This window comes from Paenibacillus sp. MAHUQ-45 (assembly GCF_058133325.1).
This window is the reverse complement of sequence record NZ_JBYUPV010000015.1, coordinates 97,007-110,342: the sequence shown is the minus strand read 5'-3', so window position 1 is coordinate 110,342 and position 13,336 is coordinate 97,007. Positions and strand designations below refer to the sequence as shown.

Annotated in this window: 14 protein-coding genes and 1 pseudogene; all 15 read right to left on the bottom strand. The window is 46.3% G+C overall.

Features of this window, described 5'->3' with window-relative positions:
- Positions 1–15: 15 nt before the first annotated feature.
- A complete protein-coding gene (gene darT / locus AC3Y23_RS25580) occupies positions 16–1,344 on the bottom strand; it encodes a type II toxin-antitoxin system toxin DNA ADP-ribosyl transferase DarT (protein WP_379204439.1) in 1,329 nt (442 codons plus the stop codon).
- A gap of 561 nt (positions 1,345–1,905) precedes the next feature.
- Positions 1,906–2,787 carry a 5'-3' exonuclease gene (locus AC3Y23_RS25575; RefSeq protein WP_379204437.1) on the bottom strand — a complete coding sequence of 294 codons (882 nt, stop codon included), beginning with the start codon at positions 2,785–2,787 and terminating at the stop codon, positions 1,906–1,908.
- 129 nt (positions 2,788–2,916) lie between these two features.
- A pseudogene (locus AC3Y23_RS25570) lies at positions 2,917–3,159 on the bottom strand (5'-3' exonuclease); the annotation flags it as partial.
- A 23-nt stretch (positions 3,160–3,182) separates the two neighbouring features.
- Positions 3,183–3,554 (bottom strand): arsenate reductase family protein, encoded by a 372-nt coding sequence (locus AC3Y23_RS25565; RefSeq protein ID WP_379204435.1) that lies wholly within the window; start codon positions 3,552–3,554, stop codon positions 3,183–3,185.
- Between the two features lie 118 nt (positions 3,555–3,672).
- On the bottom strand, positions 3,673–4,665 hold the full coding sequence (locus tag AC3Y23_RS25560) for an RluA family pseudouridine synthase (protein ID WP_379204432.1): 993 nt from the start codon (positions 4,663–4,665) through the stop codon (positions 3,673–3,675).
- Between the two features lies 1 nt (position 4,666).
- On the bottom strand, positions 4,667–5,230 hold the full coding sequence (locus tag AC3Y23_RS25555; RefSeq protein ID WP_379204430.1) for a cob(I)yrinic acid a,c-diamide adenosyltransferase: 564 nt from the start codon (positions 5,228–5,230) through the stop codon (positions 4,667–4,669).
- 43 nt (positions 5,231–5,273) lie between these two features.
- Positions 5,274–5,831 carry a hypothetical protein gene (locus AC3Y23_RS25550; protein WP_379204428.1) on the bottom strand — a complete coding sequence of 186 codons (558 nt, stop codon included), beginning with the start codon at positions 5,829–5,831 and terminating at the stop codon, positions 5,274–5,276.
- A gap of 241 nt (positions 5,832–6,072) precedes the next feature.
- Positions 6,073–6,816, bottom strand: a complete 744-nt coding sequence (locus tag AC3Y23_RS25545) for an SDR family oxidoreductase (RefSeq protein ID WP_379204426.1) — start codon at positions 6,814–6,816, stop codon at positions 6,073–6,075.
- Positions 6,817–6,895: 79 nt separating this feature from the next.
- Positions 6,896–7,804, bottom strand: coding sequence for an SDR family oxidoreductase (locus AC3Y23_RS25540; protein ID WP_379204424.1), 909 nt, complete (start codon positions 7,802–7,804; stop codon positions 6,896–6,898).
- 300 nt (positions 7,805–8,104) lie between these two features.
- Positions 8,105–8,680 carry a TetR/AcrR family transcriptional regulator gene (locus tag AC3Y23_RS25535; protein WP_379204421.1) on the bottom strand — a complete coding sequence of 192 codons (576 nt, stop codon included), beginning with the start codon at positions 8,678–8,680 and terminating at the stop codon, positions 8,105–8,107.
- Between the two features lie 107 nt (positions 8,681–8,787).
- Positions 8,788–9,822 carry a C40 family peptidase gene (locus AC3Y23_RS25530; RefSeq protein ID WP_379204419.1) on the bottom strand — a complete coding sequence of 345 codons (1,035 nt, stop codon included), beginning with the start codon at positions 9,820–9,822 and terminating at the stop codon, positions 8,788–8,790.
- Positions 9,823–10,001: 179 nt separating this feature from the next.
- Positions 10,002–10,259, bottom strand: a complete 258-nt coding sequence (locus AC3Y23_RS25525; RefSeq protein ID WP_379204478.1) for an aspartyl-phosphate phosphatase Spo0E family protein — start codon at positions 10,257–10,259, stop codon at positions 10,002–10,004.
- A gap of 189 nt (positions 10,260–10,448) precedes the next feature.
- Positions 10,449–11,669 (bottom strand): aminotransferase class I/II-fold pyridoxal phosphate-dependent enzyme, encoded by a 1,221-nt coding sequence (locus AC3Y23_RS25520; RefSeq protein ID WP_379204417.1) that lies wholly within the window; start codon positions 11,667–11,669, stop codon positions 10,449–10,451.
- Positions 11,670–11,683: 14 nt separating this feature from the next.
- Complete coding sequence (locus AC3Y23_RS25515) at positions 11,684–12,184, bottom strand: Lrp/AsnC family transcriptional regulator (RefSeq protein ID WP_175374130.1); 501 nt, start codon at positions 12,182–12,184, stop codon at positions 11,684–11,686.
- 171 nt (positions 12,185–12,355) lie between these two features.
- Positions 12,356–13,129, bottom strand: a complete 774-nt coding sequence (locus AC3Y23_RS25510; RefSeq protein ID WP_379204414.1) for a DeoR/GlpR family DNA-binding transcription regulator — start codon at positions 13,127–13,129, stop codon at positions 12,356–12,358.
- Between the last annotated feature and the right edge of the window lie 207 nt (positions 13,130–13,336).

Genomic DNA, 13,336 nt, shown 5'->3' with positions numbered 1-13,336 from the left:
TGCACAATCTCCTTATTAAAGTCTCTCGATAAAATCAGGAATTTCAATTAACAAACCCCGATACCAACTCGGTTTAATTGATTTAACATCAGCTAAAGAAATTGCTGCTAACATAGATAGTTCATTTTCATTCAAACCTAAATCAACTATTTCTTTTTCACTTCTGTCTTTTTTAAGTATATCACCAATTAAATCATGATAACCGACCAAAAGGCAAATCAACCTAATTTGATATTTCGTTAGTTCTTCAAACTCCTCAACAAGAATTCTCTTCATCATTTTCAATGAATCAGCTGGATGATCCGGATAATTTGACTGAATACCATCCTGCCACTTCGATTTTGGACCTTTTCCAATATCATGGAAATAAGCTGCTAATTTAACTAACGCTTTGTCATCATCATCAAGGTCATTATAGTAACTAATTAGATCTAAATTTTTTACCACTTCTTTTGTATGATCACAAACTTTTTGGTTGTGCATTTCATTTGAAGTCTCTAATTGGTAAATCCCATCTAATTCATCGATAATACAAAAGTTATCCTTAATTTTATTCAGAGCATCTTCTACATCCTGAAATGCTGGAGAAGAAGGTTCATTTTCAGATCTACTTTCTATTATTGAATCCACATTATTTTCAAAAAGGAATTTTAAGAAACGTGGGCCCGTAACAAGCGTTTCGTTCTCCCTTCCTTTCATAAGAAATTTTGTGAAATACAAAAATCTACTATCAAAAGGCTGTAAACTAATTGGAGGTTTTCCCAAGCCCTTTTCCTTAAAAATTTTTTTTATGTATTCTTCCCCTATTTGATTATAAACGATAAATGAATCTATCCAATCTAATGGCACTTTCTGATAGACTAACACTTCAGCCATTCTTGCATGCAGTTCATCCGGTGTGCCCTTTTTCCATGTTGTTATATTTATTTTATCCCAGCTTAACTTGTCTAAATCATTCGGCTCACTATAGAAATTAGGTGCGGTATTTCTATTCGCTGATCCATCTGTGAAGATTACATTACTATTCTGGATCTTATCAATTGATATAGCTAGATATACAACAAGTGGCTGATCGATGTTTTTTCTATTTACTACAGAGAGAAGCATCGGATTGGTCGTAGCAAAATAGAATGGGACATAATCGTGTATTGTTCCATTGGGATGGCATGGAACAATCATATTACTTCTTCTCCCTTGAATTCTTTCATTAGCTACATTCACGTGGGTAATTCCATTTTTTTTCTTTTCATTTGTTGAAATCAATCCATTTTCGATAATAGATTCTATATTATCTAAATGTGTGAAGTGATAAAAATACTTATTAGGAAACGTTACTGGTGCCATAATACTTCTCCTCTGCTATGTAAGATGATATTGATTCATTTCTCATTATCAAACCCAAATATAAAACATTATTTTCCTATCGTCTATAATTTTTTCATACTACCCTCTAGATGTAAATATTCTCACTTAATGAGTTAGTAATTTTTCTATTATTAGACACCTGATAACTTTAATCTTCACTTCACAACTATAATATCTCTTAGGCTTTGTCTTCTTGACAAATTATGTTCATTCGCTGAAATGCTCATGAATTATTCAAAATTACCGAAGTCAAAAGTAAATACGAATTAATTGGAAAAACATTGTTAGTCCGTATTTACTATCTCGGCGTGTGGACAAAAGGGGAATAGCTTGAAGGCAGGAAATTCATCGAATAAGACCGTGGATTAACAGAACGGAAACAATAGGTAAGCACAGAAAAGAGACTAGAAGAACACGTATCCAATATGTTCTCTCGTCTCTTTATAAGTGTCGGTTCCCATTTACTTTGTAAGAAGCAACTAATTAAATTATACAGCTCATTTATCAAATAATGCAATAAAATCACTTCGACATTATTGACTAGCTAACTCCCAATGAATTAAAGAGCCCGCTAAATTCCAGCTCGTCAAATTTCTTTATTGTTGCTTCGCGTTGTAATTGCCAAATACATTGCTCCAATTCGCATTCAATTGGAACATCCAATCTAATGCGGGCAAGGTCTCTGGAAAGATGGAGCATATCCAAATCAGCCTCTATTTTGCTTCTAATCCCTTTCGAAAGCTTGTCCAGATTCTCAAGGCATCCTTCAACTGATTTGTACTCACTAATTAGCTTTAAAGCACTCTTTTCCCCAATACCTTTTACACCTGGATAATTATCTGAAGAGTCACCCATAAATGCCTTTAAATCAATAACTTGCAGTGGAGTTAGCTGCTTAGTCGCAAGCAGTGTTTCCATATCGTAAACAGTGTAATTCGATCTTCCCTTATTCATGATAACAACCTTTACCTGATCAGTGATCAGTTGAAGCATATCGTGATCTCCAGTCAAAATATATACTTCGGAATTGTCCTGTAGTTTTCTTGATAAGGTTCCAATACAATCATCTGCCTCATAACCAGTTACACCGATATTAAGTACACCCATCACTTCAACAACATCTTTAACTAGTTGAAATTGGGGATGCAGTTCAAGCGGAGCTTCCGAACGATTTTGCTTATACAAACTGTAACTCTCATTTCGGAAAGTACTTGCCCCCATGTCCCAACAGCAAATTACATGAGTAGGATTAAATTTACTTAGTGCATCAAAAAAATACAGTAGGAACCCGTAAACAGCATTAGTAGGCAATCCAGCACTTGTTTTACGAATATAACCTGAATAAGATGTGGCATAGTAGGCTCGGAAAAGAAGGGCCATTCCATCTACCAAAAGAACTCTTTTTTTGTCTTCTGTTATCATAATCTTTCAACTCCAAAATAAAGCTTTATTTTTGATTTTGAGACTGAATAATCCCAAAATAGAATGGGATTATTTCAAATACACACTACCATAATGAAAATATTAATTTTCCCATTATCAAAGGGGTATATAATTTGCGTACTTCTCCGTACGGAACGTGCCTTTACCCATATCCCAGCAGCATACTACATGTGTAGGATTAAATGTGCTCACCGCGTCGAAAAAATACTGCAGGAAGCCATACACGGCGTTCGTCGGCAGTCCTGCACTAGTCTTGCGGATATATCCGCCATAAGCCGTGGCGTAATAGGCACGGAACAGCAGAGCCATTCCGTCCACGATCATCACGCGGCCCTTCGTTTCTGCTGTCATGTGTAAATCTCTCCTAATTCTTCTTATTGGTTAGACTTGCTCCAGGCCCCTGCATACTGGTCTTCCTTGAATCCGACAGTAACCTTGGTTCCATCACTGACGATTGGACGTTTAATCAACATACCGTTGCTGGACAAAAGCTCCAGCTGCTCCTGCTCGCTGAGACCTGGCAGCTTGTCCTTAAGCCCCTGCGATTTGTAGACATCACCGCTGGTATTAAAGAACTTCTTCAGCTCCAGACCACTGTTCTTGAATAATTCACGCAGTTCCTCCACTCCCGGAGGCTGCTCCTTGATATCCTGCTGGTCCAGTTCATGACCTTGGCCCTGCAGCCATTTGACCGCATTGCGGCAAGTGCCGCATTTCGGATACTGATAGACTTTCAATTTACTCATAGTTTGCTCCTTGATTATGAATAGCGGGCAAAGTGACACTGCACTTCACCTCAGTATGAATATACAGCTCTTGTAGTTCCTTTAAATGACCATTCTACTTGCCCCATGGTTTAAAATGCTACTCCGCCGCATCCTCAAGCTTTCCCTGCTTCAGCTCAATCTCCAAAGCTGCCATGTCCGGTGGCAGCGGCGCTTCAAAGACCAGGTTCTCCGGCCGCACCGGATGCCGCAGCGAGAGTCTCACTGCATGCAGCGCCTGACGCGGCATAGCAGCATCAAGCGCTGCAATCCCTGCCAGTTGCGCTTCCTGGTCAGGTGTCGGCGCGGTCTCGCTGTAAAGCGGGTGCCGGTACATACCGTCACCGATCAGCGGACAGCCGATAGAGGTCATGTGCACACGAATTTGATGCGTGCGCCCGGTCTCCAGCTTCAGCTCTACTCTTGAGCCTCCGCCATAGACTTCCATGACCTTATAACGGGTCAGGGAAGGATAGCCATCCGGCGTCACAATGCGCCGGTGAGGCTCCGCCGGATCACGATCGATCGGTCCATCGATATCGCCTTCCGGCGCTGGCGGACAGCCATGTACGAAGGCCGTGTACCGCTTGTCCACCGTTCCGGCGATCATCTGCTCAGAGATATGCTGGTGCGCAAACGGGTTCTTGGCGATAACTAGAACGCCCGAGGTCTCCTGGTCCAGCCGATGTACTGGCCGGAAGCGGTAGCGCTCCCCTTTTTCCGCCCAGTAATGAACAATACCATTGGCCAGGGTGTCCGTGTAATGACCATGGGTCGGATGCACGATGATCCCTGCCGCTTTATTGACCACAAGCAGATGCTCATCTTCATACAGCGACTCGAAGGGAATCGGCTGAGGCAAAATATCCTCAGAGATTTCTGTCTCCATGCGGATTTCAACGGTATCGCCAGCTCGAACTTTCACGCTGATATAGACACGTTCCCCGTTGACCATAATGCCCTGCTCCGTCATTTTCAGCCGGGACAGCAGCTTGCGTGATACTTCCATCCGCTTCTGCAGGATGGTCTTGAGCAGATAGCCGTCCTCCTCGGGCGGGACGATATAAATGATAGGTGAATAATAGCTGCTCATCTTATTTTCGAAACACCTTTTTACTGCGTACATATTCCACGTCAGCAATCCCTGCCCTTGTATTGGCGGTGCGGGCCAGTGCGAAGAAGTAATCCGACAATCGGTTCAGGTATATAACCGCTTCCGGGTTCACCTCGTGGCTTCGGGCAAGCGTCACAGACCGCCGCTCGGCACGGCGACAGACGGTACGGCACACATGCAGCACGGAGGACACCTGGCTTCCTCCTGGAAGGATAAACCGTTCCAGCTCTGGATTCTCAGCTTGCAGGCTGTCAATCCAGCCCTCCAGCCGCTCCGCCATTTCACTTTTCACCTTATATTTGTTCTCGCTGAGCTTCACAAATGCCAGATCCGAGCCGCAGTCGAACAACTCGTGCTGGATCTCCAGCAGTTGTTCCCGCACATCTGCAAACTTCTCATCCTCCATCAAACTGCGTGCCTGTCCCACAAAACAGTTCAGCTCATCGATGGTTCCATAAGCTTCAACCCGGACATCATCTTTGGCCACCCGACCTCCGATGACCGAGGTCTCCCCTTTATCGCCGGTGCGTGTATAAATCCCCATATCGCGCACTCCCCTCTACTTTTCACAAATGCTTGAATCGAATTTATTCCATCATGGCTTTAATCGCCGCAATACTCTGTTCCAAGCTGTCCGCAGAAACCGCGATCGTCAAAAATGCATCATCCGGTGCAAACCCCGCATCCTTGAACATCTTCAACTTCGACAATGGAATCGCGAACAAGTGCTTCTCCTGAACAATATCCTTGGTTCCTTCCTTTACAACCCCGCCTTCAAAGACGCCTTCCGGGTAATCGTCCGGATTAAAATATTCATCCAGCGGGCGGTTGGCTCCGCTTTTCCCATAGTTAAGTACATCTTCCTTAGACAGGATTACAATATCATTCATAGCAGCCGCATATTCAACCATCAGTTTCTGGATATTATAGATCGGCGCTGTGCTGAACTCCACCTTAGCTCCCTCGCCCAGCTTGTCCTTCAGTTGACTCTCAAAGCCCTTGACAAACTCGGTATCGGGATTCACTCCGTTCAACATCATGAAGATATTTACCGTATCCTTCGTGTTATTCCCACCGCAGCCTGCAATCAACGTCATCATTACCAGCAGTACAGCGGCAATGCTGCCTTTCCACTTTCCCTTCAATCCGCTTCCCCCTTAGTCCTAAAAATCACATAATAACAGTTTAAACGGTCTTGCGTAAAGAAGGCAAATATATAGAAATCGACTATATTGATTGTACCGTTATTCGCGGATAAAATCCGGGGAGCTTATACTTTCGCAAAATATAGAGAGACACGCCGTGAAAACACAAAATAAGCAATAAGCATGATCTATAGATCCGCTTATTGCTTATTTTCAAACCTTCAGTGATGAAGCTCTACCTTTACACCATTCCTCCGTTGACACGCAGTGTCTGGCCGGTCACCCAGCGTGATGCATCACTGGCAAGGAACACAACCGCCCCTGCGATATCTTCCGGCTCTCCCAGACGTCCGAAGGCATTCATTTTGGTGATACCTTCAATTTGTTCCTCGGATTTGCCGACAGTGAACAGCTCAGTGTTGACCGGTCCTGGTGCAACGGCGTTAATCGTGACTCCCATAGGTCCCAGTTCTTTAGCCAGTTGACGGGTAAACTGCTCTACAGCACCCTTGCTGCCTGCATAAACACTGTACGTTGGGAACATTACCCCAGCGACAGAAGTGGAGAAATTGATGATCCGGCCGCCCTGACCCATGTGTTTGACAGCTTGCTGGATAGCAAAGAAGGTTCCTTTTACATTGATGCCGAACTGCTTGTCAAAATCCTCCTCAGTGACTGCCGCAAGCGGTTTGGTCATCATTACACCGGCGTTGTTCACCAGAATATCCAAGGCTCCAAATATTTTCACCGTTTCTTCAAACAGCTTCTCCAACTGGGCTACACTGCTGACATCTGCCTGTATTGCTATGGCTTCGCCGCCGTTTTGCTTAATAGCCGAGACAACCTCTTCTGCTTTGGCTGGGCTACTGCTGTAATTCACTACAACCTTTGCTCCGTTTCGAGCCAGTTCCTCTGCAATTGCACGGCCGATACCTCTCGATGATCCTGTTACAACTGCCACTTTACCAGAAAGATTGTTTCCCATGTTAATAACCTCCAAGTGATTTGATTAAATAGTACAAGTAGTATTAAGCCAACTAAAACTTACCAGCCAATAGATAGATTTAATCAACAGATACAGCAGCTTCTAACAAACCGCCGAGTCCGATCCGCTCCAAAAATTCAATCCGCAGTTTCTCCGAAAGCTCCGTTACTTCAGCGGCACCGTCACCGACAAAGTCGATAACCGATCGTACAGGACGCTGGCCAGCGGGCAGACTGACAATACGGGCCACTTCATCCGCTACAGCTTGTGGATCAGCGTCATCAGGTGTAAGTGCGCTTAGTCTGTCGCCAACCTCTTCAAGCAGCCTGTTAATTCTTGCGTAAGCTGCTGAAGTCTCTCCATCAGCTGGAGGGGTAGCATTCGGAAAATGCGCAGTTCCTTTCGTAAAGGCACCGGGTACTACGAAGGAAGTCTCGATCCCGAAAGAAGCGACTTCATATGCCATCGTCTGGGCCAGTGAATCCATAGCCGCTTTGGCAGCTACATAAGGCCCAAGGAACGGCGGGAAACCGCCGCGAACGGTAGTGCTGCTGATCCAAAGCAGCAGGCCAGATTCCTGTGCTCTCATATATGGCAGAGCCGCCCGGTTCACCCGCTGTGTCCCGAGAACATTGGTGTCATATACCTTAGCCATTTCTTCCGGGGAAAAAGCTTCAGTCACACCAACTACTAGATGACCGGCGTTATGCATGACTACATCCAAAAAGCCCTGCTCTTTCACAATAACCTGCACCGCACGATCTGCCGATTCCTGAGAGAGAACATCCAGTTCCAGAGCCTTGAGGCTTAATCCATTCTCCGCTGCATAATCATGCAGTTCCTTGGCCCGGGGGGCGTTCCGTCCTTCAACATCGCGCATGCTGGCGTATACGATATGTCCTGCTGTCGCCAAAGTGCGGGCGGACAAGTTGCCTATTCCGGTAGAAGCACCTGTGACGAGAACAACTGATTTGCGAGTGTGATTCATGTTTTCTCTCCTTAAAATGGATTGATTACTAGTCCGATTTTCATAATGTCGGCACGTTTCTCACCTGCTATGCATCTTCTAAAGATTCTGTTGAAGTGGGCGCCCAATAGAATTCTGTGCTGCATCCGCCCGGTGAATTGATTATATAATAACAAATATCAATAATCAACTGACAAATTTATATTTTTGTCATTTTACTTTTTTTTATTTTCAATTGAAAAAAGGGAAGCTCTTCTGAATAGAATTTCATCAGAAGAGCTTCCCTTTAATTTTGTTACACATTACCTTTAGCCCATTGAGTTAAGAGGCTTTAATCCCTTCAACCAGCAACCCCCATACGGAGTCAAAATCCTGGCCGAGCGTGATCTCGGACCATTCGTAGGCATGGGCGGGATGATTAAAATGAGCCATCGCAAGAAACAGCGCTCTCGCCATCCCTTCAGGCTGTCCCGGCTTCAGCTCTCCCTGCTTGATCCCCTGCTCAACAATTTGAGCAATTTGGGAGATCAAGCAGTCCACATGTTCCGAGATCACATCCGCGGTCTCCAAGGTAACCGCCGTATACATCGCGAACATCTCCGGATCGTCTACAGCGTAAGCCAGCTTGCTCTGTGACAGGACCAGAAACCATTGCCGCAGACGCTGGGCCGTGCTTCCGCCCTTTTCCTCTGCTATTGCCTGCAACGGATCAGAGATTTGATGCAACCACCGCTCCGTTACCGCAGCCCGTAAAGCGGCTTTACTAGGAAAATGGCGGTAGATCGTTCCATGGCTGACCTTAAGTACGCGGGCAACATCCACTACCGAGCTTTTATCAGGACCAAACCGACGCAGCACGCTCTCCGCTGCATCCAGAATCATTTCTTTGGTTAACATCTGTTCATTTTTCATACGAATACCTTAGCACAACAATTATAGGGTATCAATATTGTTATATTGTCATTCATAACCTTACAACTTTTATTAGTGGCTAAGAGTAACACCTAAAATACTCTGCGGGCCGTCACAAAACGCTTCATCCACTTGCTGTCCAGCGTTTCATAATGAACGCCCTGTTCCTTCGAATAGGTGTGCAGAATCCGGTTGTTCCCGGCATAAATGGCGACATGCCCGATATTGAGTCCTCGCGCACTGAAGAACAACAAATCCCCTTTGCGCAGTTCTCCGATGCTTACTTCCTTGCCCTCTTTGGCTTGATTGTAGGAGACACGCGCCAGATCAATTGACAGAACCTCCTTAAACACCCGGCCGACAAAAGAAGAACAGTCGAATGTACGTGTCTGATCCGGAGATGCGCCGAATTCATAAGGTGTTCCCAAAAACTTCTCGCCATAAGCTAGCAACGCATTTCCTTGCAGATCCGCGAGGGAAGCACTGGTGTAGTCGCTAAAGCCCGGTTTTGCAGAAATGTAACCTGTCTGATTGTCCTGTGTGCGTACTTTCAGCCATAATGCATTACTCTCCTCAAGCACCTGAACCTTCGCTCCGGCCGGCAGCAATTCAATGACGCTAGAGCTTGTACCCGAATCCGGCACGGTACGCAGGTTGACGCCATTCAAAATCTTGGTATTGAACTCACTGGCTGAATTAATACGAATTTCATGACTGACCGGATCCCATTTCACTTGGTTGCCCAGCGCTTCGCTAAAATAACGCAACGGCATCATCGTATTCCCAGCAACGATCTGACCCGGCACGCTCAGCGTTACCGGCTTACCATTCGTATAAGCAGCCCCGTCCCCAATCCGGTAAGTCAACACGGTCTCTCCCTTGCTCGCTGTCACCAATTTAGCTTGATTGTCCCAGGAGAGCTTGGCTCCCTGCTCCTCAAACAGTTTGCGCATCGGCACAAGGACCGTATCATTCACAAATAGTGGCTGAACACCAAATTGAAGGGGCCGACCATCCAAATAGATGGCAGTTTCTTGATTGACAGGTGCGGAATCGGCATGTGCCGGAGCTGAGTACAGCAGCGGTGCCAGTAGCAGAAGCAGTGCCGCTTGTCTAGTTCTCTTCATGTTGTCTTCACCTCGGCTGATTGATAGATTCAAGTGTATGTACTCAGGTAGGTTCCAGAAGTTTTGTGCCAATTGTTTCCATGCATGTGCAAAATATCAGGTAATACACCCAAGATAAGCCTCTTTATCAGCATAAAAAAGAGGGCCCAAATGGGCCCTCCGAGCTGCGTCCCGGACAATTAGCTTCTACGGGGACGTACCTTCATATATTCATTTATCTTTAGATCCAGCATACTGCTGATTTCAATGACATTGTCCGAGGTGAACGATTTCTCCTGCAAAAAAAGCTGCTCCATCTTGGTGCGTAATATCCGAATTTCATCTTCCAAAGAGAGCCTGCGTACAGAAGCATCGCCCTTAGAGGAGCGTTTCCCGCTTCCAGAAAAACATTCCCCGCCATAGGAAGGTAAGTAATAATCGGCACTGAGCACAATCATACCTCCTAAAAAATCTTGTTGAGCGTCTGCTAAAAAATAGCATCGAAACAACCGGCTAGAAAGCATCCGCTTTGTTCCCAGAGCAACGTTGACCTCCAACTGTCATCAAAGGCAATAATTACTCTCTCAAAGTAAAATTATACCATGACATTGAGAGATTTACTAGACTCTTTTCATAAATTTTACTTCTTATTCCGTTCTTTCCCTTTCGAGTTTGGCAACAAATGCACCGATTCGCTCAACAGCTTCATTAATCTGAGCTACCGAGGTTGCATAGGAACAACGCAAATAACCCTCGCCGCCCAGGCCGAACACATTGCCCGGAACCGCAGCGACCTTATTCTCACGCAGTAGCCGCTGGGCGAATTCATCAGAGCTCAGACCGGTATGACGGATGCTTGGAAAAGCATAAAACGCTCCCTGCGGCTCATGACATTCTAGTCCAGCATCCCGCAGGCCCTTAACAATCAAGCGCCGCCGCTGGTTGTAGGAATCGATCATCCGATCTTTCTCCTCCAGCCCATTGGTCAAAGCCTCTAGCGCTGCAACCTGCCCCATGGAAGGCGCACACATCACCGTATACTGGTGAATCTTCAGCATGGCGGAGATAATCTCCGGGTGGCCGCAGGCATAGCCCATACGCCAGCCCGTCATCGCAAAGGCCTTGGAGAAGCCGCTAACGAGAATCGTGCGGTCTTTCATACCGGGCATTGAAGGGAAGCTTACATGGTTGCTACCGTAGGTCAGTTCCGCATAGATTTCATCAGAAATCACGATGAGATCATGCTTTTCCACGACTCTGGCAATAGGCTCCCAATCCTCGCGGGTCATAATCCCACCTGTCGGATTGCTCGGATAGCAAAGGATCAGCACTTTCGAGCGCGGCGTGATCTTCGCTTCCAGTCCTTCCGCGGTCAGCTTGAAGTTATTCTCGCCAAAGGTTTCAATGCCAACAGGGATACCCCCACCGATGGCTGTTATAGGAGAGTATGAAATATAACATGGCTCCGGGATCAGAATCTCGTCGCCTGGTGAGATTAGAGCACGCAGAGCAAGGTCAATCGCCTCGCTTCCCCCTACTGTGGCAATGATTTCGTCAGCCGGATCGTAATCTACAGCAAAACGGTCATGCAGGTAGTTGGCAATTCCTTCCCGCAATTCGGGCATACCTGCATTGGAGGTATAGCCGGTAAAGCCTTTCTCCAATGAATATACGCAAGCTTCCCGGACATGCCAAGGCGTCTTGAAATCAGGTTCACCGACCCCCAGCGAGATGATGTCCTTGCTTCCAGCGGCCAGATCAAAAAATTTGCGGATACCTGATGGCTGAATCTCCCGGACCAATGGAGCCAGATAAGAGTTCATTGACTTGCCGGTATCTCCGTTAGATTGGGTATTGTTCGTGATCATATGGCGTTCTTCCTTTACGGAGAGATCATCAGACGGTTGTCTTCTTCATGCTCTTCGAAGATGATCCCGTCCTGTTTGTATTTTTTGAGCGTAAAGTTGGTTTTGGTAGAGAGCACAGAATCAATCGGCGACAGCTTCTCGGATACGAAATTTGCGACTTCACGCAGATTGCGGCCTTCCACTTCCACCAGCAGATCATATGCGCCGGACATCAGATAGACGGACTTCACTTGCGGGTACAGGTAGATTCGCTCGGCGATGCCTTCGAAACCGCGGCCGCGCTCAGGCGTAATTTGTACCTCAATCAGTGCCGTTACCCGCTCGTCATCCACCTTATCCCAATTGACGACCGTTGAATATTTCACGATAACATTGTCTTGTTCCATCTGCTCAATCACAGTCTTTACATCGGCTTCTTCCGCCCCAAGTAGCGTCGCCATCAACGCTGTGGAGCTTCGCGCATCCTCTTTGAGCAGTTCCAGCACTTTCCTCTTCAATTCATCCATTTCCTTCATGCCTTCCCTCCGAAATACCTTCGCAGAAGATGTAGCGCGGTAAAGCGCCACTTTGCGAAATGAGTTTAATAATACTAATATGACACGAAAGTGCCTTCTCTGCAAACAAAATAGGCCCGCTTAAGCGGCCTGTTTTCACAGACTGGTCAAGGGACCATGCGGCATTATGCTTTATTGGGCACCGACCAAGACCTCGATATCCAGCTGGGCGAAGGCATCCAGCCATTCCCTGGAGCAGCCGGAATCCGTAAGCACCATAGCTATGCCTTCAATCGGCGCAATCTGGGCGAAGGTGGTGACACCGAATTTGGTATGATCAGCGACAAGGATCGCTTCCTCTGTTCGCTGAATCATTTTGCGAGAGATTAATGCTTCGTCCAGATGATAATCAGTAATCCCGTCTGCCAGCGAGACGCCACCCGCCGAGATAAAGGCCTTGTTGACCTTAAACTGATCCAGCAGTTCATGGGCAATCACACCTGTTGCGGCCTGATATAAGGGATTCACCTCTCCGCCGGTAAAAACCAGCTTGCCCTGAAATCCTTCAAGCGCACAGCTCAAAATCGGCGCCGAATTGGTAATAACCGTGACCTGAGTCCGATTCTTCAGGGCGCGCATGATCTCAAGTGTCGTCGTTCCGTTATCGAGAATAACTGTCTCTCCATCCCGGACCAGCGATGCTGCCAGTTGGCCGATCGCCTGCTTCTCGCTCAGCTGCATCTGGGAGCGCCTCAGAAAGGTCGGCTCCGTCATTTCGGAACGCATCCGTACAGCGCCTCCGTAGACCTTGCGTAGTCTGCCTTCTTTCTCCAGTCGGTCCAAATCCCGTCTAATCGTCTCTGTTGTGACATTGAACAGTTCGGCCAAGGCATGAACCTGTATCTTCCCCTCCATTTCAAGCTGGGAAAGAATTGTTTCCTTTCGTTCCTCGTACGTTAGGGACATTCTGCTTCTTCCTCCTGAATCGTGTCTGGCCATATGATTTCATTTAAAGTGGTTTTATGTGTTTTGTTGTTGTTTTACTGCCGTGAACAGTTCAAAGTGTAAAATTCTATGCCACACTTGTCAACCTAAAGGAACTATAATATAAGTGCAAACCCTTTGTAAAATGAGGTTTGACAAATTGTAAACCGAGACCTAAAATCAACATGA

Excerpts from the sequence above, each read along its gene's own strand:
- darT (WP_379204439.1), bottom strand. The coding sequence starts at position 1,344 with ATGGCACCAGTAACGTTTCCTAATAAGTATTTTTATCACTTCACACAT.
- AC3Y23_RS25575 (WP_379204437.1), bottom strand. The coding sequence starts at position 2,787 with ATGATAACAGAAGACAAAAAAAGAGTTCTTTTGGTAGATGGAATGGCC.
- AC3Y23_RS25565 (WP_379204435.1), bottom strand. The coding sequence starts at position 3,554 with ATGAGTAAATTGAAAGTCTATCAGTATCCGAAATGCGGCACTTGCCGC.
- AC3Y23_RS25560 (WP_379204432.1), bottom strand. The coding sequence starts at position 4,665 with ATGAGCAGCTATTATTCACCTATCATTTATATCGTCCCGCCCGAGGAG.
- AC3Y23_RS25555 (WP_379204430.1), bottom strand. The coding sequence starts at position 5,230 with ATGGGGATTTATACACGCACCGGCGATAAAGGGGAGACCTCGGTCATC.
- AC3Y23_RS25545 (WP_379204426.1), bottom strand. The coding sequence starts at position 6,816 with ATGGGAAACAATCTTTCTGGTAAAGTGGCAGTTGTAACAGGATCATCG.
- AC3Y23_RS25540 (WP_379204424.1), bottom strand. The coding sequence starts at position 7,804 with ATGAATCACACTCGCAAATCAGTTGTTCTCGTCACAGGTGCTTCTACC.
- AC3Y23_RS25535 (WP_379204421.1), bottom strand. The coding sequence starts at position 8,680 with ATGTTAACCAAAGAAATGATTCTGGATGCAGCGGAGAGCGTGCTGCGT.
- AC3Y23_RS25530 (WP_379204419.1), bottom strand. The coding sequence starts at position 9,822 with ATGAAGAGAACTAGACAAGCGGCACTGCTTCTGCTACTGGCACCGCTG.
- AC3Y23_RS25525 (WP_379204478.1), bottom strand. The coding sequence starts at position 10,259 with ATGATTGTGCTCAGTGCCGATTATTACTTACCTTCCTATGGCGGGGAA.
- AC3Y23_RS25520 (WP_379204417.1), bottom strand. The coding sequence starts at position 11,669 with ATGATCACGAACAATACCCAATCTAACGGAGATACCGGCAAGTCAATG.
- AC3Y23_RS25515 (WP_175374130.1), bottom strand. The coding sequence starts at position 12,184 with ATGAAGGAAATGGATGAATTGAAGAGGAAAGTGCTGGAACTGCTCAAA.
- AC3Y23_RS25510 (WP_379204414.1), bottom strand. The coding sequence starts at position 13,129 with ATGTCCCTAACGTACGAGGAACGAAAGGAAACAATTCTTTCCCAGCTT.